Source organism: Pseudoalteromonas sp. MER144-MNA-CIBAN-0113, assembly GCF_040308965.1.
GTDB classification, from domain to species: domain Bacteria; phylum Pseudomonadota; class Gammaproteobacteria; order Enterobacterales; family Alteromonadaceae; genus Pseudoalteromonas; species Pseudoalteromonas tetraodonis.
This window is the reverse complement of sequence record NZ_JBEOOG010000068.1, coordinates 1-22,119: the sequence shown is the minus strand read 5'-3', so window position 1 is coordinate 22,119 and position 22,119 is coordinate 1. Positions and strand designations below refer to the sequence as shown.

General features: G+C 40.7%; 21 protein-coding genes. 11 read left to right on the top strand and 10 right to left on the bottom strand.

Translation table 11 applies throughout. The annotated features are described in order from the left end of the window. The first annotated feature begins 94 nt into the window (after positions 1-94). Together pdxH and AAEY57_RS15255 are read left to right on the top strand one after the other, a co-directional pair. Entirely contained in the window at positions 95-733 is a 639-nt protein-coding gene (pdxH, locus tag AAEY57_RS15260) for a pyridoxamine 5'-phosphate oxidase (protein ID WP_024602100.1), read from the top strand. A gap of 12 nt (positions 734-745) precedes the next feature. After that, positions 746-1,513 carry a TatD family hydrolase gene (locus tag AAEY57_RS15255; protein WP_350608165.1) on the top strand — a complete coding sequence of 256 codons (768 nt, stop codon included), beginning with the start codon at positions 746-748 and terminating at the stop codon, positions 1,511-1,513. On the opposite strand, the gene AAEY57_RS15250 is transcribed toward AAEY57_RS15255, so the two are convergent. Further along, on the bottom strand, positions 1,480-2,100 hold the full coding sequence (locus AAEY57_RS15250) for an AhpA/YtjB family protein (protein WP_350608164.1): 621 nt from the start codon (positions 2,098-2,100) through the stop codon (positions 1,480-1,482). The two genes, AAEY57_RS15255 and AAEY57_RS15250, sit on opposite strands and share 34 nt — an antisense overlap. Before the next feature lie 142 nt (positions 2,101-2,242). Between AAEY57_RS15250 and serB the strand changes: the two genes are divergently transcribed. Beyond that, positions 2,243-3,268 (top strand): phosphoserine phosphatase SerB, encoded by a 1,026-nt coding sequence (serB, locus tag AAEY57_RS15245; RefSeq protein WP_350608163.1) that lies wholly within the window; start codon positions 2,243-2,245, stop codon positions 3,266-3,268. Here the strand turns inward: serB and AAEY57_RS15240 are convergent. Beyond that, a complete protein-coding gene (locus tag AAEY57_RS15240; RefSeq protein WP_350608162.1) occupies positions 3,265-5,739 on the bottom strand; it encodes a PilZ domain-containing protein in 2,475 nt (824 codons plus the stop codon). The two genes, serB and AAEY57_RS15240, sit on opposite strands and share 4 nt — an antisense overlap. A 555-nt stretch (positions 5,740-6,294) precedes the next feature. Between AAEY57_RS15240 and radA the strand changes: the two genes are divergently transcribed. Both radA and AAEY57_RS15230 read left to right on the top strand, forming a co-directional pair. After that, on the top strand, positions 6,295-7,680 hold the full coding sequence (radA, locus tag AAEY57_RS15235) for a DNA repair protein RadA (RefSeq protein ID WP_008110304.1): 1,386 nt from the start codon (positions 6,295-6,297) through the stop codon (positions 7,678-7,680). An 85-nt stretch (positions 7,681-7,765) separates the two neighbouring features. Further along, complete coding sequence (locus tag AAEY57_RS15230) at positions 7,766-8,698, top strand: aq_1923 C-terminal domain (protein WP_350608161.1); 933 nt, start codon at positions 7,766-7,768, stop codon at positions 8,696-8,698. A gap of 140 nt (positions 8,699-8,838) precedes the next feature. Here the strand turns inward: AAEY57_RS15230 and serA are convergent, their stop codons facing one another. From serA to metK, 5 genes are all read right to left on the bottom strand, one after another. Then, positions 8,839-10,068 carry a phosphoglycerate dehydrogenase gene (gene serA, locus AAEY57_RS15225; RefSeq protein WP_010387720.1) on the bottom strand — a complete coding sequence of 410 codons (1,230 nt, stop codon included), beginning with the start codon at positions 10,066-10,068 and terminating at the stop codon, positions 8,839-8,841. Between the two features lie 9 nt (positions 10,069-10,077). Continuing rightward, the gene (gene rpiA, locus AAEY57_RS15220; RefSeq protein ID WP_138609384.1) at positions 10,078-10,731 is read right to left on the bottom strand and encodes a ribose-5-phosphate isomerase RpiA; all 654 of its coding nucleotides are present in this window, start codon (positions 10,729-10,731) and stop codon (positions 10,078-10,080) included. Between the two features lie 51 nt (positions 10,732-10,782). Further along, a complete protein-coding gene (locus tag AAEY57_RS15215; RefSeq protein ID WP_350608160.1) occupies positions 10,783-11,379 on the bottom strand; it encodes a 5-formyltetrahydrofolate cyclo-ligase in 597 nt (198 codons plus the stop codon). An 18-nt stretch (positions 11,380-11,397) separates the two neighbouring features. Then, positions 11,398-11,943: a hypothetical protein gene (locus AAEY57_RS15210; RefSeq protein ID WP_055013063.1), complete on the bottom strand. Its 546-nt coding sequence runs from the start codon at positions 11,941-11,943 to the stop codon at positions 11,398-11,400. Between the two features lie 139 nt (positions 11,944-12,082). Next, positions 12,083-13,234 (bottom strand): methionine adenosyltransferase, encoded by a 1,152-nt coding sequence (gene metK, locus AAEY57_RS15205; protein WP_008110316.1) that lies wholly within the window; start codon positions 13,232-13,234, stop codon positions 12,083-12,085. Between the two features lie 265 nt (positions 13,235-13,499). Here metK and tkt point away from each other — a divergent pair, with 265 nt between their 5' ends. The 6 genes from tkt to AAEY57_RS15175 all read left to right on the top strand — a co-directional run bounded on the left by tkt (position 13,500) and on the right by AAEY57_RS15175 (position 19,590). Beyond that, positions 13,500-15,491, top strand: a complete 1,992-nt coding sequence (tkt, locus tag AAEY57_RS15200) for a transketolase (RefSeq protein ID WP_350608159.1) — start codon at positions 13,500-13,502, stop codon at positions 15,489-15,491. 303 nt (positions 15,492-15,794) lie between these two features. Then, entirely contained in the window at positions 15,795-16,109 is a 315-nt protein-coding gene (ppnP, locus tag AAEY57_RS15195) for a pyrimidine/purine nucleoside phosphorylase (RefSeq protein ID WP_008110320.1), read from the top strand. A gap of 190 nt (positions 16,110-16,299) precedes the next feature. Then, positions 16,300-16,656 (top strand): ribosome hibernation-promoting factor, HPF/YfiA family, encoded by a 357-nt coding sequence (gene hpf, locus AAEY57_RS15190; RefSeq protein ID WP_008110321.1) that lies wholly within the window; start codon positions 16,300-16,302, stop codon positions 16,654-16,656. A gap of 142 nt (positions 16,657-16,798) precedes the next feature. Continuing rightward, complete coding sequence (locus tag AAEY57_RS15185) at positions 16,799-18,031, top strand: NRAMP family divalent metal transporter (protein WP_350608158.1); 1,233 nt, start codon at positions 16,799-16,801, stop codon at positions 18,029-18,031. A gap of 416 nt (positions 18,032-18,447) precedes the next feature. Next, a complete protein-coding gene (locus tag AAEY57_RS15180; RefSeq protein WP_350608157.1) occupies positions 18,448-18,648 on the top strand; it encodes a hypothetical protein in 201 nt (66 codons plus the stop codon). 357 nt (positions 18,649-19,005) lie between these two features. Continuing rightward, the gene (locus tag AAEY57_RS15175; RefSeq protein WP_350608156.1) at positions 19,006-19,590 is read left to right on the top strand and encodes an outer membrane beta-barrel protein; all 585 of its coding nucleotides are present in this window, start codon (positions 19,006-19,008) and stop codon (positions 19,588-19,590) included. A gap of 164 nt (positions 19,591-19,754) precedes the next feature. On the opposite strand, the gene AAEY57_RS15170 is transcribed toward AAEY57_RS15175, so the two are convergent. From AAEY57_RS15170 to AAEY57_RS15160, 3 genes are read right to left on the bottom strand one after another with little or no spacing between them, the layout of a single operon-like run. Then, positions 19,755-20,942, bottom strand: a complete 1,188-nt coding sequence (locus AAEY57_RS15170) for a vWA domain-containing protein (RefSeq protein WP_350608155.1) — start codon at positions 20,940-20,942, stop codon at positions 19,755-19,757. Between the two features lies 1 nt (position 20,943). Further along, positions 20,944-21,792 carry an AAA family ATPase gene (locus AAEY57_RS15165; RefSeq protein ID WP_008464234.1) on the bottom strand — a complete coding sequence of 283 codons (849 nt, stop codon included), beginning with the start codon at positions 21,790-21,792 and terminating at the stop codon, positions 20,944-20,946. Between the two features lie 54 nt (positions 21,793-21,846). Further along, on the bottom strand, positions 21,847-22,056 hold the full coding sequence (locus AAEY57_RS15160) for a DUF1653 domain-containing protein (protein ID WP_350608154.1): 210 nt from the start codon (positions 22,054-22,056) through the stop codon (positions 21,847-21,849). Between the last annotated feature and the right edge of the window lie 63 nt (positions 22,057-22,119).

The following is a 22,119-nucleotide window of genomic DNA, read 5'->3' as shown; positions in this document are numbered from 1 at the left end:
GATAGCTGATAGCTGATAGCTGATAGCTGATAGCTGATAGCTGATAGCTGATAGCTGATAGCTGATAGCTGATAGCTCTTTAGAAGGATTTGATATGAAACTCGAAGATATTCGTCGTGAATACCTGCAAGATGCGCTCAGTGAAGACAACTTGCTTGATGATCCGTTTAAGCAGTTTGAAACCTGGCTTGAGCATGCTGTTGCCAGTAACTTGCCCGACCCTACAGCAATGGTGGTCGCTACGGTTGATGACACCGGTCAGCCTTCACAGCGTATTGTGCTGCTAAAGCATTTAGATGATAACGGTTTTGTGTTTTTTACTAATACCGGTTCACGAAAAGCACAAGAGCTTAAAGGCAATAATAAAATTTCCTTGCACTTTCCGTGGCACCACATGGAGCGCCAAGTGATTGTGTATGGTGAGGCGCAGCCGCTTCCAACGTCAGCCGTGGCTAAGTACTTCTTATCACGTCCAAAAGAAAGTCAATTAGCCGCTTGGGCGTCGCAACAAAGCCGCCCGGTGTCGTCGCGCAAAGTGTTAATGGAAACCTTTGCCAATATGAAAAACAAGTTTGCCAAAGGTGAAATACCACTCCCTGATTTTTGGGGCGGATATTGTGTTGTGCCGCAAAAAATCGAGTTTTGGCAAGGCGGAGCTCACCGTCTACATGATCGCTTTATGTATCAGCGTCAGGCCGATAATAGCTGGCAAATAACGCGCTTAAATCCGTAGTGGGCTAGTTTTTTGAAGTTTATAGACTCGCATTGCCATCTTGATTTTAGTGAGTTTGATGCAAACCGCGAATCACTTATTAATGCCTGTGTAGCAAAGGGCGTTAGCCAATTTATTGTGCCAGGTATTAGCTTGGCGCAATCTCAAAACCTACTAGAGTTTAAAGCAACCTACCCACAAGTCAGCATAGCGGCAGGGCTGCATCCTTATTTTTTAGCGCAACATCAGCAATCGCACTTAGAATCGCTGTATAACTTTGCTAAAACAAACAAAGCTCAGCTGGTGGCTATTGGTGAGTGCGGGCTCGATCGCAGTATTTCCAATCTTGAAAAACAAACCTTTTTGTTTGAGCAGCAAATAGCGCTTGCTAATGAGCTTGATTTACCGCTAATTGTGCATCACAGGCAAAGCCATGATTTAATTGCGCAGTCGTTTAAGCGTTGTAGGCCAAAAAACGGCGGTGTGCTCCATGCTTTTTCAGGCTCAATTCAACAAGCGCACTATTATATAAAGCAGGGTTTTAAACTTGGAGTCGGTGGGGTTATAACTTACGAGCGTGCAGCTAAAACACGTGCGGTTATAGCAAAGCTTGAGCCGCAGCATTTAGTACTTGAAACTGACTCACCTTCAATGCCGCTAAGTGGTTATCAAGGGGAGATAAATACCCCACTGCATATTCCTAACGTATTTGATGCGCTTTATGGTTTAAAACCAAATAGCGATAAATTTCAATTAGCTGAGCAGCTTTATGATTCATGCTCAGACGTTTTTTGTATATAACGATTTACTTGCCAGCGCTTTAATCCTCGGCCTAATTGCCAAGTAAAAATACAGGCAATCACTAACATAAGTAGCACTTGGCGACCTAAATCATGAAAATGATTATGGCTAGCCGATACCGCAGCACGGGTTAAATAGGTAATAGATACAAAGCCAATCGGGCGGTTGTCGTCTGAAATAACTTGCTCAACAAAAGGCGTTTTTAACTTACTAATACCCGGTGATGAGTCAGGTAATAAGCCATACACATGATGCGATTGCCAATTATCGCTGCTCGCAAGTACCACACCTTGTTTGTCATAAATAGTGGCCGAGAGTACAAATTCATCTTTACTGATATTGTTGCATAAGGTGGTCAGTTGCTGCTTGTTTTTTTCTATCAGCGGATTTTTAGCATTCAGTGCCATAAACTGAGTGAGAGATTTAGCTGCGCTATTGGTATTATCGTAAAGCAATTGATGACTTTGAAAGCTACTATTTATACCCACCCAGCTTAATAATACAAAGCAGCCAGCGGCCAATAGCAAACGGACTAAACGCTTTTTTTGCGAGGCTGTAAGTGGATTTTTAAGATGGTTATTTTTCATAGTCACCGTATATGCTGCTGACAGCATTTTGATTTGATGTTACAACTACACTATAACCTTAAATCCACCCTGATGGCGAATTTTGTATCTTATATCCTTATCATCAATGCGCTAAATGTCAGGAAATATAAACGGAGATCCCATGTCGAACGCGAACATGGCACAGCAAAGCGCTGAGCTATTATCATCATCACTTATTCTTAATAAGTGGTTTAGCTACCAACAAGGTGTTTTTACACCACTAAATACAACACCGAACAGAAACCAAGGGCTATTTGGTATTGCATTTGGCGGTGACTTTAATACGCAGCATATTAATAGCATTATTGAATTTTTTGCGGCTCACCAGCAAAATGTAACAGCAATTTGTCAATATCAGCCAGATTTAGGGTTATCTCCGGCATTATGTTTTTATATAGAAAATACAGAGCGCGCAATAAATCCTCTCGAACTTCAAACTTTTGCAAATACCTTGGCATGCCAGTTAGTGCAAGTTACCAATCCCCCTGATTTAAAAAAACCAGGATTATTGGTAATGGATATGGATTCAACAGCTATTACTATTGAGTGTATTGATGAAATTGCACGTTTGGCTAATGTATACGACGAGGTTGCCAGCGTGACCGCGCAGGCAATGGCAGGCAAGCTTGATTTTAGTGAAAGCTTATACCAACGTGTTGCTAAGCTTGAAGGCATTGAAAAGAGTTTAATTGATGAGCTTAAAAGTACACTGCCTTTAATGCCGGGAATTAAAGCGTTATGCCAAATTTTAAAACACCACGATTGGTATTTAGCGATTGCATCTGGCGGTTTTGTGCCGTTTGCTGAGCGAGTGCAGGAGCTGATTAATTTAGATGAAGTGCATGCCAATGTGCTTGAATTTAAAGACGATAAACTAACAGGTAAGGTGTTAGGTGGGATTGTTGATGCTGAGCAAAAAGCGGTTGTTTTAAATGCCTTACAACAAAAACTGGGGCTTGAAAAAAGTCAAACTGTTGCCATTGGTGATGGCGCAAACGATTTAAAAATGATGGCTCATGCTGGCTTAGGCGTTGCTGTGCATGGTAAACCTAAAGTAGTTGAACAAGCCCAAGCTGCTATATGCCAAGGCTCGTTATTACAACTGTTATATATGCTGGCGGTTCCGCTAAACCCATCACAGGTTTAACGTAAACGGTTTAACCAAATTAGTTTGCGCCTAGACATTTGCTCAACCTGTTGTTGGTTGAGCGATAAATGCTCAAGCGCTTCATTACTTACATCAATAATGTCGCCAACACCTGATACAGACCACAAGGCATCCTCTAAGTCTTTGGCTTTGTGAATTGCGTATTGGCTTACGTATTTTAGCTCGTTTGCTAAGTAATCAGTATCGAGTCGACCAGTACGTGAAATATATAAACGCATTATAAAAACCAGTTCAGACTTCAGCCCTTTACTTATTTGCTGCTTAAACTCGCTGCAGTCAGTACCTAAAACACATTGACTGGTAATAGCATCGGCTATATTTTCTTTTTTAGGATCGAAGTTAATTACCAAACTAAACTCTAACGGCGGATCTTGGCGGGTGCGATCTTTAATATTAGGTGTGATCACATCAATTATGTGTGCTTTAGTAATAATATTCGATAAGTCTGTTTGAGCATTTAACAGAGCAAAGTTCTGCAAAATAACATGTAATGGGCTTGGGTATAAACCAAATCCCATGGCGCCAATTTCGAAATGTGCCATTGATTTATGTAGATAAATTGGGAACTGACACAGCGTTTTGGTCACCATATTTCTGAGTGCCGTAGAAAGCCCGGGTACTTTAGGTGACTCTTCAGCTACTTTTAATTTTTGTTTATTGCTATTAATTAAAAGGGTAAAAAAATCGACCCCAGTATGAGGTGAGCCTTTATCTACATGCGCTTTCAAATTAATAGTAGTCAGCGATTTGCTTACTGCCATTACTTCATACTGAATGTGGCTGAGGGAATAACTTTTGGTAATTTTTTGCAAATCGGGAAATGATAACGAAACAATATCGCCTTTTTTAAAGTTCACTTCTTGATTGCACTCTAATTGTAAGCCAAATATTGAAAAATCACGGGTATGCCCATGTAATACCGCATCACGGGTATTAATCACCACATTAGTTTTGTATAAATAGCGTTTATTAGAGCGAAGATTTACATACTCTAGAGGCACAGTATTTAGCTCAGGAGGAGATTCATGCTTACTGTGGCCAAAAAACTTCAGCTTGTTAGCTAAGGCCTTATTAAACTCGTAATGTTGATAATGCTGTTGTTCATGTTTATTACCTACTTGGGTAAGCAGCATTAAATATTTTACGTCTTTTATAGCGCCCTCAACACGCGGTGAAGGCGGCTTGTTTAGTTTTTCAATATTTTTACCCAACGAGTTAGGTAAAGATAAAGGAATATAAGCATCTTCAGTATGGCTTGGCATTAGTTGTAACTTAAAGCAGCGCCAACTGTCTCTGCGGCTACCAAAACCAAAAAACAATGCTTTTAATTTTGCGTGTTGCTCAAGCTCTGAGCGAGTGGCTGAGTAGTAATAAATTTTTCCTGCAGAGACATGAGTAAAGGTATATAAGTACTCTTCTTTTACAGCTACCGGTTTTAACGCTAAGGTGCGAATGCGTTTATGATTTAACACGCTGTAAAGACAAGATTTTTTGCGTTCATCAGTAAAGTAACGCTGAATAAATAAACTGTTTTCGGTGGTTAAGCTCAGGCTTGGATAATAAACGCCGTTTTTCTGGCTAATAAAAACATATAGAGAGTTAACCCTAGGGATGTAATATTGTTCGTACCCCTTAGAAATAACCGCATCCAGGGTGTTATCTAAATTCACTTTATAACGGCGTTTATTACCATGAATAAAGCTTTCTAAAAACCGATCAAACGCGCTGTTATTTTCTTCAAATGTACGTTTTAAGCGGATATGATTAAATTCATCTGAGGTATTTTCTATCGCCACAACTTCATATTTAACACCACTTTTAAGGCCTAACTGAAAGTCTTGCTCTAAGCCTACTAAGTGCATAGTAATAGGCTGACCTTTTTTTAAGCTATATCTCGACGCCAACTTAATTTTACAGCCACTGAGAGAAATATCAGAGGTGCTAGCGTCAATTTTTGCTTGCCTGTCATACTCAATGGTAATTTTAATTGAGTAATTCATTCGCTCTTCACTACGACTTTCATAGGCTGCAAACTTAATAACATTGGTAGTTAGCTTGCGTTGCGGTTCTACTTTTTTTGCTGTGGTTAATTGCTGTTGTAATACCCGATAATTATTGTCGGTATTCATTACCGCTTCGTAAACTGCCAGGGTGTAGCCTTTATGTTGCTTTATTGCCGCTTCGAATACTTCAATTGCGGTGTCATCCATAAAGTGTTGCTTGCTTTTGTATTCATAAGGCTTTACTTGGCCGTTTACTAAACCACGTAGATCAATAAAGCGGTCTATCGGCTGAGATAAACGAGACATTTCCATTTTTATTAAAAACTGCTCGGGTTTAGTTAACTCGGCAGTTTTTGACTTGAAAATGAGATCAAACTTAGCATTTCCCAAATACTGTTTTAATTCATTTACAAGCGCTTCATGCTTAAGCAATACGTCTTCAGCCATTTATAAATCATCACCGTCTAATTTAAAAAGTAGGTATACTTTTGCAATTATTTATTAGAGTATTTAATAAATAGAATCTCGCAAAACCGTCAAATGCGGCCTCGATACTCTGCGTAACTATACTTGTGTTTAACCTGAACTCCGGATAATAAATCCATCTCAAGCAGCTATTTTCAGCGCTAACTGCGTTTAATTTACTTGCAATAGACTAGAGTTATTGACGCGTAATTTCGCCTTGTTTCACTAAAAATCTCTAGCTAGAGAATAATAAGCACAAATATCTTTTTGATTCAACATGTTAGTAAATCTCTTAACCAAAGTTTAGGTTATTTATTGTTATTTTCTAATAGCCAATTAATTGGCAAGGGTTTATTAGTTTTTTAAAGCAAGAAACATGCCTTAAAGTGGACTAAGTGAAACTACATTAATATAGTATCAGTGTGAGACTAAATGCGCTGTTCCACAAGACGTTGTTGCTAAGACAAAGCCTGCAATGGCAAAATAAGCGCTTAACACTGTGTATTTCAAAATAAAGAATAGTAGGTAAGGTTTTAAATGGCTAAAGCGGCAAAAGTAGAGTTTGTTTGTACAGAATGTGGCATGAACTATCAACGTTGGCAAGGCCAGTGTCGCTGTGGCGCATGGAACACTTTAGCAGAGTTCAAACCTTCTGCAGGGCAAAACAAAAAGGTAGCTGCTCGTGCCAGTGTAGGTGGCTATGCTGGTGGCATTGGTGGTGGCTCTAAAAAAATTAATGATGTAGCTACCGCAGAGGCTGAAAAACAGCTTACCGAAATTGGTGAACTTGACCGTGTGTTAAGTGGCGGTGTAACCACCGGCTCAGTTAATATTATTTCTGGTGATCCGGGGGCGGGTAAAACAACGCTACTATCAGATTTAGTAGCAAGAATGTCTCAGCGTATGCCATCACTTTACTGTACCGCAGAGGAGTCATTATCCCAGTTTAAAAACAGGGTTAATCGTTTAAAGCTTAATTACAACGAAGATGAACTCTATTTACTGTCAGAAACCAGTGTTGAAACCATTATTGAAGAGCTGGATAAAAACAAAATTAAGTTTGCCGTTATCGACTCTATTCAAGCCGTTGTCACCGATACCGCTAATGGCAGCCCAGGTTCACCTTCTCAGGTAAAAAGTGCAGCTCAGGCATTGACTCAATATTGTAAGCAAAACGACGTGACTATGTTTATTATTGCTCACGTAAATAAGAATAATGAAATAGCAGGCCCGCAAACCTTAGTACACATAGTTGATGCACTGTTACATATTGATACCAATGATGGTCAAGTGCGTACTCTGCGTGCTAATAAAAATCGCTTTGGTGATATAGACACCGTCGGCATTTTTAAAATGTGTGAACGCGGTATGCTCAGTGTGGATAACCCCAGTGAAATTTTCTTATCGGGTTCAACTACAGAGTCGCCAGGGTCGACGATCACCTGTATTCGTAAAGGAAATCGTAATTTACTGCTAGAAATTCAGTGTTTAACCACTGAAACCGAAGCAGAGTTTCCACAGCGAGTATGTGTTGGTTTAAATATGAACCGGATCAAAATGCTCACCGGTATTTTACGTAAGCACACTAAAACCAAAATATTCCACGATACATTTTTTAATATTGTCGGTGGCCTAAAAATAGATGAGTCAGAAACCTGCATTGACTTAGCGCTGGTTACTGCACTTTTAAGTAGTTTGAATGAATTCGTTGTTCCACGAACCACCTGTATTATGGGTGAGTTGAGTTTAAACGGTGATGTGCGCCCAATCGACAGTGGTGTGCCCCGTGTTAAAGAAGCGGCGCAACATGGGTTTACTGAAATATTTATTCCATTTCGTAATTACCATAAATCCATGGAAGGACTGGGCGCTAAAATAACGCCAGTTAAAACCGTGCACGAACTACTTAGCTTAATAAATTAACACACAAAAAAGTGCTTAACGACTCATGTTCACAATGTTAGTCTTGCAAAAGCCACTTATATAAAGAGTTGAATAAGGAAATAACATGAAAAAATTAGTGATTGCAGCCGCGATTATTGCTGCAGGTGTGGGTGGCGTAAGCTATGCAAACTATGTAGCAACACAGGAGGTACGTGCTGAGGTTGATAAGCAGTTGGCTTTGGTTAGCGAACAAACAGGTGCCAGCTTTAACTACGCAGAGTTATCGGCGAGTGTTATTTCAAACAGTGTTGCCATTAGTAACATAGAAGTGACCAGCCCTGAGGGGAAAAATATTGCCACGGTTGAGCATGTTGAAGTGATTGGTTACGAAAGCGATAAAATATCGCCACATACCGCTTTTACACTAAAGAACTTCCAATTTGATAAAAGCTTTGTCGATACACTTCCAGCAGATACTAATGCACAACTTGCCTCGGCCAGTTATGATTTACACTCATCATTAGATTACGATGAACAATCTGGTAACAGCGATATAGTTGTTAAATTACACGCCAACGATATTGCCAGCATTGATATGAATATGGGGTTGGCTAACTCTAAAGCGCTTATGGATGCTTCGCTTGAAATAAGCAAAGCTCAGCAAGCTGCAGGTAATACACCGCTTACTTATGAGCAAGAGCTACAACAGCAAACACTTATTATGCAAGCAATGAGTCAGTTAGAGCCACGTACCATGAGTGTAACGCTTGATAACCAAGGTGAGTTAAGTACTTTGCTAGAAAGTGAATTAGCCAAACAAGGTATGACACTAGAGCAAATGCAAATGATGCTGGCTCAACAGTTACAACAAGCGCCGGTAACCGAAGAAATAGCGCAAGCATTAACTAACTTTGCTAAAGGCTTAAATTCGCTTAGTGTTTCGGCTAAACTACCTGAAGGTAAAACCATGATGGAAGTGAATCAGCAACTAATGATGTTAGCAGGGCAACCCGAAGAGCTGGTTAAGTTTATAAATTTAGAAGTAAAAGGCAAATAATAGAATAAGTTGCCAGCTTCCAGTTTAATGTAAAAAGCCGTACTTGATTATTCAAGTACGGCTTTTATTATTTTAGCTGATAGCTGATAGCTGATAGCTGATAGCTGATAGCTGATAGCTGATAGCTGATAGCTGATTACTTAGTGCAGAATACGGGCTCTAATTGTGCCTTCAACAGCACTGAGTTCTTTTAGTGCTACTTCAGATTGAACGGTATCTACGTCAATAACCACGTAACCAATTGCTTCATCCGTTTGTAAGTACTGTGCGGCAATATTAATACCATGCTGAGCAAACGCTTGGTTAATTTGCGTTAACACGCCAGGGCGGTTGTGGTGCACGTGTAACAAGCGACTACGGTTGGCAAGTTCTGGTAATGATACTTCAGGGAAGTTAACTGCTGTAATAGTTGAGCCATTATCTGAGTACTTAGCGAGTTTACCTGCTACTTCAATACCAATGTTTTCCTGTGCTTCTTGAGTAGAACCCCCAATGTGCGGCGTTAAAATAACGTTGTCGAATTCACGTAGTGGCGAAATAAACTCTTCATCGTTTGATTTCGGCTCAACTGGGAATACATCAATGGCTGCACCGCTAAGTTTCTTCTCTGTTAGTGCTTCAGCTAGGGCGTCAATGTCAACCACAGTACCGCGAGAAGCATTAATTAAAATAGCGCCTTGCTTCATCACGGCAAGCTCTGCTGTTCCAATCAAGTTTTTAGTTTGCGGTGTCTCTGGAACATGTAAGCTAATAATATCAGCGCGTTGCAACAGCTGCGTTAAGTTATGTACTTGTGTAGCATTACCTAAAGATAGTTTGTCTTCAATATCGTAATACTCCACGTTCATACCAATATTTTCAGCCATAATACCCAGCTGAGTACCAATGTGACCGTAACCAATAATACCTAAGGTTTTACCGCGCGCTTCAAACGAGCCATTAGCTGTTTTTAACCAACCGCCGCGGTGGGCAGCGGCATTACGCTGAGGAATACCACGTAATAACAGCAGTATTTCACCAAGTACAAGCTCAGCTACAGAGCGGGTATTTGAAAACGGGGCATTAAATACCGCAATACCGCGCTCACGTGCTGCGTTTAAATCTACTTGGTTTGTACCAATACAAAAGCAACCTACAGCGACTAGCTTTTCAGCTGCGTTTAATACAGATTCGTTAATATGAGTACGAGAACGAAGCCCTACAAAGTGCACATCTTTAATACGCTCTATAAGTTCGTCCTCTGGCAACGATGTTTTAACGTAGTCGATATTGCTATAACCGTTACGTTTTAGCGTTTCAACAGCGCTTTGGTGAACACCTTCAAGCAAGAGAATTTTAATTTTGTCTTTTGCTAACGATACCTTACTCATAACCATATCCTATTTAATTTGTGGCCCATTTTTAGTGCCGATAATCACTTTATCAGCACCGCGCTCTGCAAATAGGCCGTTGGTAACTACGCCAACAATTTGATTTATTTGTGTTTCAAGCTGTTTAGCATGGGTAATTTTTAAATTATGTACATCTAAAATAACGTTGCCGTTATCGGTTACTACACCTTGGCGATACACAGGATCACCACCTAGTTTTAATAATTCACGGGCAACGTAGCTACGTGCCATCGGAATAACTTCAACCGGAAGAGGGAAGTCTCCTAGGGTATCGACTAGTTTTGTATCATCTACAATGCACACAAACTGTTTCGCTACTGCTGCTACTATTTTTTCACGGGTAAGCGCCGCTCCGCCGCCTTTAATCATTTCGTTTAGGGCGTTAATTTCATCTGCGCCATCAACGTATACGTCGAGTGCCGCTACATCGTTAAGCTCAAACACTTCTATGCCAAGCTCTTTTAAGCGTGCTGTAGATGCTTCTGAACTTGATACTGCACCAACGATGGTGTCTTTAACTGTGCCTAGGGCATCAATAAAGTGATTAACGGTTGAGCCTGTACCTACACCTACTATGGTGTTTTCTTTTACAAACTCGAGTGCAGCCCACGCAGCTGCTTTTTTTAATTCATCTTGTGTCATTGTTGTCTGCTCATTGGTGTCAAAATAGCTGTTAGTTTACAAGATTAGTTGTTACCAACAGTAGGTTTTATCGGGTGTTATGATCGTTTTTAGTGGTACATCCCACGATTCAATCGGTAACTCATCGACTTGTTGGCACGCATGTGCGAGGCCAATAAGTTGCGGTTGTTGCCAATGTTGTTCGTATAAACGTGCGAATGTTCTATCGTAAAACCCACCTCCCATTCCAAGGCGATTACCAAATTTATCAAATGCCACTAATGGCATTAAAACGTAATCAAGCTCAGGTAATGGGCATATTTGAGAGCAATTCAGCTTAGGCTCCAAGATACCATAGCGATTTGCTCTCATGGGTGAGTTTTTTTCATAGCGTTGAAATAGTAAATTAGCCCCATTAAATGGATGGATTATGGGCAGGTAAATAGCCTGGTCAGTGTTCCATAATTCATTAATTAACAATGATGTATCTAATTCTCCATCATTACTTAAATAAAGCGCGATATGGCTTTTTTTGGCCGGATTTATGCTTTTTAAGTGTTGAATAAAATTCACTTTAAGCGATTCGGCGGCTAATTCTTGCTGGTTTTTTGATAGGTTATTACGTGCTTTACGAATATCGTGTCTTATTTGTGCGCGATTATTACTCATTAAATAACTTAACCGTAATTAAAAAGAGAATAAATTAGGAAATAATAAGTACGTAGCAAGTACAATAAGCAATATTACGGCTGTAGAAATCAGCGAATATAAAACAAGGTTGCCGCGTTTTTTGGGCTCAGTAGAGAGTGGCTCATCTAGCATTAAATCGTCATCTTCCCATACTTCATTGTTTTCATCAGGTAATGATAATTCAACTTCAGGGAGGCGTTGCTCAATATCTTCTAGTTTTTCTTCAAGGCGAATTAGGCTACTGGTAATGTAATCTAGGGCGTCAAATAAGCGCTGATCTCGCTGGCTGTCGTAAGCTGTTTGAGGTGCCGTTTGTGTAGCGGCAGCTTGCTGAAGTTTGCTTTTAATCCCCAGCGTTGAAAGTAACTTAGCTTGCTTGAGTGCTTTATCTTTGGGGCAAGGGGCAAATAACGGTTTGCCATCAAAAAAAGCAGCCACTTTTTCTGGCGAGGTTTTCAGCTTTTCTGTCAGTGCAGTGGTCACTGCTTGGCTGTCTGCACCTTCTGCAAGTCCTACAAATATAACACGAAAATTGTCGGCCATTTTTTATCCCTAATACGCTTTATTGTATAAGCAGAGTATATACCTAAAATGTTAAACAGTTCGAGACTGTTTTACGACTAACTTAATACACATAGCAAAACGGCCCTAAAAAGGGCCGTTTAAATATTAGCTAAGTGGCTTATAGCCCAGCTGCTGCACGAAGTGCGTCTGCTTTATCTGTGCGTTCCCATGGGAATTCGTCACGACCAAAGTGGCCGTAAGCCGCTGTTGGAAGATAAATAGGGCGCTCAAGGTCAAGCATTTGAATTAGACCGTAAGGGCGTAAGTCAAAGTGTTCACGAATAAGTTCAATTAAACGCGCTTCTTCTAATTTACCTGTGCCAAATGTTTCAACACTGATAGAAGTAGGCTCTGCAACACCAATAGCGTAAGACACTTGAAGTTCACACTTATCAGCAAGGCCTGCAGCAACAATGTTTTTAGCAACGTAACGTGCAGCATAAGCCGCTGAGCGGTCAACTTTTGATGGATCTTTACCAGAGAAAGCACCACCACCGTGACGAGCCATGCCACCGTATGTATCTACAATGATTTTACGACCAGTTAAACCACAGTCACCCATTGGGCCACCAATAACAAAACGACCCGTTGGGTTAATGAAAAATTTAGTTGCGCTAGTAATAAGCTCAGCAGGAAGTACTGGCTTAATAATTGTTTCCATTACCGCTTCTACTAAGTCATTTTGCGATACATCTTCGCTGTGCTGAGTAGAAAGTACGACGGCATCAATACCTACTGGCTTGCCATTTTCGTATGCAAATGTAACTTGTGATTTTGCATCTGGACGTAACCAGTTAAGCTCGCCGCTTTTACGAACTTCAGCTTGACGCTGCACTAAACGGTGAGAATAAGTAATTGGAGCAGGCATTAATACTTCAGTTTCGTTACATGCGTAACCAAACATTAAGCCTTGGTCGCCAGCGCCTTGCTCTTCAGGGCTTGTACGGTCAACACCTTGATTTATGTCTGGAGACTGTTTACCAATAGTGTTTAAAATTGCACACGAATCGGCATCAAAGCCCATATCTGAGTGTGTGTAACCAATTTCACGTACTGTTTTACGTGTAATTTCTTCGATATCAACCCATGCGCTAGTAGTGATTTCACCACCAACCATAACCATACCGGTTTTAACGTAAGTTTCACACGCTACACGGGCATGAGAGTCTTGCTCTAGGATAGCATCAAGTACCGCATCAGAAATTTGATCGGCGATTTTATCCGGATGACCTTCAGAAACAGATTCAGAAGTAAATAAATGTTTTGCCATTGTAATTATGCTCACAAATATTGCGCTTCACAAACGTCGGTATTAGCGCTAAAAAATTAAGGCGCGTATTTTATCTAAAACAAGTGAACTTGCATAGTTTTTTTACGCCTAGACGTCTAAATAAAATATCTAATAGTAAATGGTTCTTAAAAAATATTCATAATGTCCTATTTTTATGGGTTTTTAATTGCACACAGCCCCTACAATAAGTAAGAATGGAGGTATATAAATACCCGCGCAAATACATATAAAGGTAGGAGAATTCATGCCATCTCGCAAAGAACTTGCAAATGCTATTCGCGTCTTGTCAATGGACGCAGTACAAAAGGCCAAATCTGGTCACCCTGGAGCCCCTATGGGCATGGCTGATATCGCAGAAGTATTATGGCGCGATTATCTAAAACATAACCCAACAAATCCAGAGTGGGCTGACCGAGATCGATTTATACTCTCAAATGGTCACGGTTCAATGCTAATTTATTCTCTATTGCATTTAAGTGGTTATGATTTACCACTGGACGAAATTAAAAACTTCCGCCAAATGCACTCTAAAACACCAGGCCACCCAGAATATGGATATGCGCCAGGAATCGAGACTACTACGGGTCCATTAGGTCAAGGGATCACAAATGCCGTAGGTATGGCAATTGCTGAAAAAGCATTAGCCGCTCAATTTAACCGTGAAGGCCATGACATTGTTGATCACCACACTTACGCATTTATGGGTGATGGTTGTTTAATGGAAGGTATTTCTCATGAAGCCTGTTCGCTTGCTGGTACATTAGGCCTAGGCAAGTTAGTGGCATTTTGGGATGACAACGGCATTTCAATCGACGGTGAAGTTGAAGGCTGGTTTAGCGATGACACACCAGCACGTTTTAAAGCATACGGCTGGCATGTAATTAGCGACGTTGATGGCCACGATAGCGATGCTGTAAGTGCTGCAATTAGCGAAGCAAAAAGCGTGACCGACAAACCAACACTAATTTGTTGTAAAACAGTAATTGGATATGGCTCACCTAATAAATCAGGTAGCCACGACTGTCATGGTGCACCACTAGGTGATGACGAAATTAAAGCATCTCGCGAGTTTTTAGGTTGGACGGGCGATGCATTTGAAATCCCTGAAGATATTTATGCACAGTGGGATAACAAAGAAAAAGGTCAACAGCTTGAAGCAAGCTGGGACGAAAAATTTGCCGCATACGAAAAAGCATACCCAGAGCTTGCAGCAGAATACAAACGCCGTACACATTCAGAATTACCTGCTGATTGGGCTGAAAAGTCACAAGCGTACATTGAAGAGCTACAAGCAAACCCTGCAAACCCTGCATCACGTAAAGCGTCGCAAAATGCATTAAACGCGTTTGGCCCGTTACTACCTGAGTTTATGGGTGGCTCTGCCGATTTAGCAGGTTCAAACTTAACAATTTGGGATGGCTCTAAAGGCTTAACGGCAGACGATGCAAGTGGTAACTACGTTTACTACGGTGTGCGTGAGTTTGGTATGTCGGCAATTATGAATGGTATTGCACTTCATAAAGGCTTTATTCCTTACGGTGCAACGTTCTTAATGTTTATGGAATACGCACGCAATGCGGTTCGTATGGCTGCATTAATGAAGCAACCAAGCATTTTTGTATACACGCACGATTCAATTGGTTTAGGTGAAGATGGTCCAACTCACCAACCAGTAGAGCAAATTGCCAGCATGCGTTTAACGCCTAACCTTTACAACTGGCGCCCATGTGACCAAGTTGAGTCGGCAATTGCATGGCAACAAGCTATTGAACGTAAAGACGGTCCTACATCATTAATCTTTACTCGCCAAGGCTTAGAGCAACAAGCACGTGATGCACAGCAATTAAGCGACGTTAAAAAGGGTGGTTACATCCTAAGTTGTGACGGCAACCCAGAGCTTATTCTTATTGCTACCGGCTCTGAAGTACAACTAGCGCAAGACTCTGCGAAAGAGCTACGTGCGCAGGGTAAAAAGGTACGTGTTGTATCTATGCCGTGTACTGATGCGTTTGAAGATCAATCGCCTGAGTACAAAGAAAGCGTATTACCAGCAAGCGTTTCACGTCGCGTAGCGATTGAAGCGGGTATTGCTGATTACTGGTACAAGTACGTAGGTCTAAATGGCGCCGTAGTCGGTATGACCACCTTTGGTGAGTCGGCACCAGCTAACGAGCTATTTGAATTCTTCGGCTTCACCGTAGAAAACATCGTTAACAAAGCAAACGCATTGTTTTAAGCAACTGCTTTAACATTTAAAAGCCCGCGCTGTGTAAACAGGGCGGGCTTTTTTATGAGTTATACTTTTATCACTTCCTCTAAAGCGCAGCGTCTCTTCGTCCTCTTTGTGCATAAATTACCAAAAGATCTGTTCGAAGCTCGTAGCCCGTTGCTCGAAGCAAATTTCCCTATAAAATCGTTAATTTTTTAACCTTTTGGCTTCTAAATGAGTAATTTTCAAAGCACTTAACTTGCAAGCCTTTCTCGTATCAGGCACTGTGAGCATAATTAAAATTATAAACTTAAATAAACAGGAGTGAGGATGTCTCAGTTTGATAATGTAAGTGTCGTTAAACAGGCCAACGTATATTTTGACGGTAAAGTATCGAGTCGTACCGTGGTATTTGGTGATGGCAGTACAAAAACATTAGGTTTTATGCAACCCGGTGAGTTTGAATTCGCAACCAGTAAAAAAGAATTGATGGAATTAAATGGCGGCCAATGGGAAGTGTTACTGCCAGGTGAGAGTGAATGGCAAACAATGTCGGCAGGTGAATCATTTAACGTAGATGCTAATGTTAAATTCCAAGTAAAAGTCGCTGACTTTGCAGATTACTGTTGTTCATACACCGAATAAATATATAGTTGATTAAATTATCAGCACTTCTGAAAGGCCGCTATCACGCGGCTTTTTGCATACTTAATGCTAAATGAATGATCTAAATCAGGTGCGGTAATAAATAATTGCTAAATTTAGCTATTTTCTCTTGTGTTAATTCGTTTAGCCCCCAATACTAACTGTGAGGTAACATAAAAAAGGATACCCTATGAAAATTAATCTTTCTGGTCACCATGTTGACGTTACTGATTCTATTAAAGAACACATTAACGAAAAGTTTTCTAAAATTGAGAGTCATTTTCCATCATTGATAGCGCTCGACATTATTCTTTCAAAAGAGCATCACAAGTTCCAAGCAGAAATTAGTACAAATTATGAAGGTGCGCGAATATCAGTTAAAGGGGAAAACGAGGTTATGTACCCAGCCATTTCAAGCGCAGCTAAAAAACTCGATGCCGCACTAAAGCATCGTAAAGGGCAAATAAAAGCGAACTTACATGAAAAGCCTGTAAGTACCACACCTGAAATAGCACACGAAATCATCCAAGAGATGGATTTAAATTAATAACTAACAATGTGTTATTTTTAAAAAGAGCCTAAGGGCTCTTTTTTATTGTCTGTAAATTAGGTAAGTTATGCACTCACACAGTTTATTAATGATAAAAATTAATAATAAAAGCACATAACACACCAAATTTGAGAAGTTAATGCAGTACACACAAAGCACATGGAAGTCTCGGTTAGGGGCGCTCGGCCCGGGTATTTTAATGGCCACCGCTGCCATTGGTGGCTCACACTTAGTTGCATCGACCCAAGCTGGCGCATTATTTGGCTGGCAGCTATTTTGGCTTATTGTGGTGGTTAACGTTTTAAAGTACCCGTTTTTTCGTTTTGGTATGGAGTACACACTCGCTACTAAAAATAGTTTAGTCGAAGGGTATAAAAACCAAGGGCCTGGCTATTTTTACAGTTTTATTGCCCTCAATATTATTGCCGCTGTGGTAAATACCGCGGGCGTATTGTTGCTTACGGCGAGCTTATTACACTACGCATTACCTATTAGTATTCCTGTTACCTTATTGTGCTGGTTAATATTGGCTGTGTGTTTAATTATATTATTACTAGGGCACTTTAAAGCGCTCGATAACGTTGCAAAAGCTATTATGGGGCTACTTACTATAGCAACCATAACCGCATTAGTTATTGCTATAAATAACGGCCCTGTAGCGTCTGTAAACTATGTTGGCCCCTCACCATATGAACTTGCCATGTTAGGCTTTATGGTTGCCTTAATGGGCTGGATGCCAGCGCCTATTGAAATTTCGGCTCTGAGCTCGTTGTGGCTTAAAGAAAAACAAGCTCAGCAAAGTGTGACTAAAAGCCAAGGCTTATTCGACTTTAATGTAGGTTATTGGTTAACCGCCGGGCTTGCGCTGGTATTTTTTAGTTTAGGTGCGTTAGTGCAATATGGGCAAAGCAGTAATATAGAGCTTGGCGGTGTCGCTTTTGCTAAACAGCTGATTGATATGTACGCATTGACTATTGGCGAGTGGGCAAGGCCTTTGGTATCTGCCATCGCGTTTTTGTGTATGTTTGGCACCACACTCACCGTGCTTGACGGTTACGCCCGAACACTTAACGAATCGCATAAACTTCTTGGTTTTAAGCAATCAAAACACAGCTTAAATACGTGGCTTATATTACAAGCATTGGCCGGTATGGCGGTGATCTTATTTTTTAAATCAGCTCTTGGGCCTATGCTTACCTTTGCCATGACGCTTGCGTTTGTTACCACACCGGTTTTTGCATGGCTTAACTTCAGCCTAGTGCGCTCAGAGCCTGCGATTAAACACAGTCTACTTTTGCGTGGCTTAACCTGGTTAGGCTTGGTGTACTTGGTTGGTTTTGCTATGGCGTTTGTGGTTTGGAAGTTGATGTGATTTTATTTTCGAGGTTCGAGGTTCGAGGTTCGAGGTTCGAGGTAAATTACCTCTATAGTACTTCGTTAAGAGGGTTAACTATCGACATACTGCAGAGCACCCATAGTCATTAGCGAGAAACATATGTTATTCAAATTGAACCTTAGTGAGAAAAACAACCGAAGGTTATTTTGAGCAATAAATTAGGTGTGTGCTAAAGCTGGTTGAATCAGGTAAGCGATCTTATACAAGTATTGCCACCGTCTATTTATGACAAAAAGTGGACGACTGGCATGCAGTTATGACAATCAAGTTTTGAAATAGTTTGAAAATCTACTAATGTCTACTTAACTATGGGTAGTCCTGTTGGCACTTTAGTAAATAATTTAGTGGTTAGATTGTAGCTTTAACATTATGACTTTAAAGGGAGTATTAAAATGGCAAAACATGATGAACATACAAGTTCATTAGGCGCGATGGCTCCTTATATAATTATAGGTGCAATCATAGGCTCAGTTATCGGGCTTATTGGTGGTTTATTTTTCGATGTATTACCGTTTAGTATATCGGGTGGTATTGCGATTGGTTGCGGCATGGGCTTGGCTATTGGCTCATCGAATGACTCTGACATTAAGTAAATACCAATATAAAATCTATAAATAACCTTAATAGCTTACTGGCTATATATCCAAACTTTAAGCGTTATTCCTTATAGAAAAGAAACTTTAATTATTGTAAATGATTTTTTATTCTCCATGAAATGCTGAACTCAGCACCTCGATGTGGTTTGCGTATATGATTATATTTAACAAAAAACCACTGAACTACAAGAAAGTAAAAAGGCTAAACCTTCACTGCACATATAATCTTACTAACTTTCTGCAAGATCTTGCATAAAGCTTTATTGTTTATAACCGTTTGATTGCTAGTAGTTATATGTTCATGTATAATTTTGGGTACATTTAAGGAGTAATTAAACACTCAAAGGAAGCATTATGAAAATGAATAAAACTGCACTCTTATTATTAACGACTCTCGTTGCAAGTCCTGCTGCATTAGCTGAACAAACGCCTAACTTTAACTTCGTTTCTGGCGGTTACCTAGACGGTGATATTGATGGCGAGGGTGCAAATGGGTGGACCATTGACGGTAGTAAACTTGTAAGCGAAAATGTTTTTTTATCTGGCCAATATCAAACTGTGGGTGACTCGGTAAACGGCGCTGATTTTGATATAAATTGGCTTAGCGCAGGAGTCGGGTATCGCACCGCGATTAATACCAGTACTGACTTTTATGGTTTGCTGACATATGAAAATTTAGAGCTAGAAGCATCTTATGCGGGTAGAAGTGAGTCGGAAGATGAAAATGGATATGGCTTATCTGTTGGTCTTCGTTCAATGGTGAGCGAGAGCTTTGAACTAGATGGACGCTTAGGCTACGTCGACATTGATGATGATAGTGAAACGTCTATTTCTGTGGGGGCACGTTATTATATTAATGAAAATCTTTCATTCGGTGCTAATTATATGTCACTAGACGATCTAGACTTGATCAGTGCTACAGTACGATATAGTTTTTAAGACTTTAAAGTCTTATATAAGCGCACTATATTAAGTGCGCTTTTTTGTGTTTAACAGCTACTTGCATGTGATGATTATGTTGGGTTTTGCTGTGCTCAACCCAGCCTAAAACAGAACCTACCTCAACGCAATCTACGTAAAAAAGTTAACAACCTAGGTTAAGATTAACTCAGCTCTTTTATAGCGCTACTTATCCCATCCAAGCTCAGCGGGTACATGCGGTTGTTCATTAGCTGCTTTATAAAATCAATTGATTGATAGTACGGCCAGTGTTCAACCGGTTGTGGGTTGAGCCACGCGACTTTATCAAAGTGATTTGTGATTCGGTTCAACCACGCACTGCCGGGTTCTTCATTCCAATGTTCTACTGAGCCGCCAGGATAGGCAATTTCATACGGGCCCATAGTGGCATCGCCAACAAATATGACTTTGTAGTCGCTGGTAAACTTGTTGATCAGCGTCATGGTGTCAATAACGTTTGAGTGGCGGCGTTGGTTATCTTGCCACACGTGTTCGTATAAACAGTTATGAAAGTAGTAAAACTCTAAATGTTTAAATTCACTATGAGCGGCGCTAAATAACTCTTCACAGGTGTGAATGTAGTCATCCATTGAACCGCCAATATCAAACAGCATTAATACTTTTACCGCGTTGTGGCGCTCGGGTGCCATTTTTACATCGAGCATGCCGCCTTGCTTGGCGGTCGCGCGAATAGTCTCGTTTAAATCAAGGGTGTCGCTTGCGCCAGTACGAGCAAATTTGCGTAGTTTTTTAAGTGCCAGCTTTATGGTACGAGAGCCAATTTCGCGGTCAGAATCTAGGTTACGGTATTCGCGCTTATCCCACACTTTTACCGCTTGGCGATTGCAGTTGCCGTCTTGACCAATACGCACACCCTCAGGGTTATAACCATACGCACCAAAAGGCGAGGTACCGCCAGTGCCGACCCATTTATTGCCGCCTGCGTGGCGTTTTTGCTGTTCTTCTAAACGCTCTTTTAGGGTTTTCATTAGCTCGTCGAGCCCGCCCATGGCTTTTAGTTGGGCTTTTTCTTCATCACTTAGATGCTTTTCAAACTCTTTACGCAACCAATCTTCAGGTAAGTTGTGTTGTTGTTTTAAGCTTTCGAGCAGGTCTAAGTCGGCAATACCGCTAAAGTAATCGCTAAAGGCTTTATCGAACCGGTCAAAATGGGTTTCGTCCTTTACCATAATAGTGCGCGCTAAATGATAAAACGCGTCTACATCAGCAAATATAACGCCTTGTTTTAAAGCGTTTATTAAATCGAGCAGTTCGCGCAGACTCACGGGTAAGCGGTATTTGCGTAGCGTGAAAAAAAACTGTACCAACATATTAGCGACGGCTCATAAACGCGAGCTTTTCGATTAGGCTTATGTCTTGCTCGTTTTTAAGTAGTGCGCCGAACATCGGCATTAAACCGCCTTTTTGCGCTTTGTCGTGCAGGGTTTTGGCGTCTATATCTTCAGCCATTAATAGTTTTAACCAATCCAGTAACTCGCTGGTGGAGGGCTTCTTTTTAAGGCCGTTGGCTTCGCGTAAGTTAAAAAATACTTCTAGTGCTTGGCGAACTAAATCTTGTTTAACATGCGGGTAGTGCACATCAATAATTTGCTGCATTTCGTCGCTATTTGGAAAATCAATATAATGGAAAAAACAGCGACGTAAAAACGCATCAGGCAGCTCTTTTTCATTGTTTGATGTGATGATCACAATAGGGCGCTCTTTAGCCACAATACGCTCACCGGTTTCGTATACATGAAATTCCATTTTATCGAGTTCGAGCAGTAAATCGTTTGGAAACTCAATATCGGCTTTGTCTATTTCGTCAATAAGCAGTACTGGGCGTTTGCCGTTTAATTCAGCGTACATGAAGGCTTGCCACAGCTTACCTTTAACTATGTAGTTGCTAATATTGTGAACGCGCTCATCACCTAGCTGGCTGTCGCGCAAACGCGATACCGCATCGTACTCGTACAAACCTTGCTGCGCTTTTGTGGTTGATTTTATATGCCACTGAATAAGCTCAGTATCTAAACTTTTCGCTAACTCTTCAGCCAGCATGGTTTTACCTGTGCCAGGCTCGCCTTTAATTAAAAGCGGTTTTTGCAGCATAATAGCGGCGTTTACTGCCTGTTTTAATGCTGAGCTTGCGATGTAATTATCAGTAGAATTAAATTGCACGGGTTATCCTTTATCTGGTCTGAGCAGTAATTATTATGCGTTATAATGCCATAGTTAATCGGCTTCACCAAGGTAGGCAAAACGGGCGATAGTTTTACCGTCTTTTTCTACGGTTTCAGTAAACATACTTAGTGGGCGTGCCCATATGCCGTATTCACCGTATAAGGCTTGGTAAATAACCAATTGCTCGTTGGTTTCGCTGTGAGTCGCCACATGCATAACTTTATATTGTGGGCCTTTGTAGTGTTGACACGGCAAGATCATTATAAATTGAACTTATAGAATATGTAGTGATCAGATCAAGGCATAATAATCACCTTGGTCACG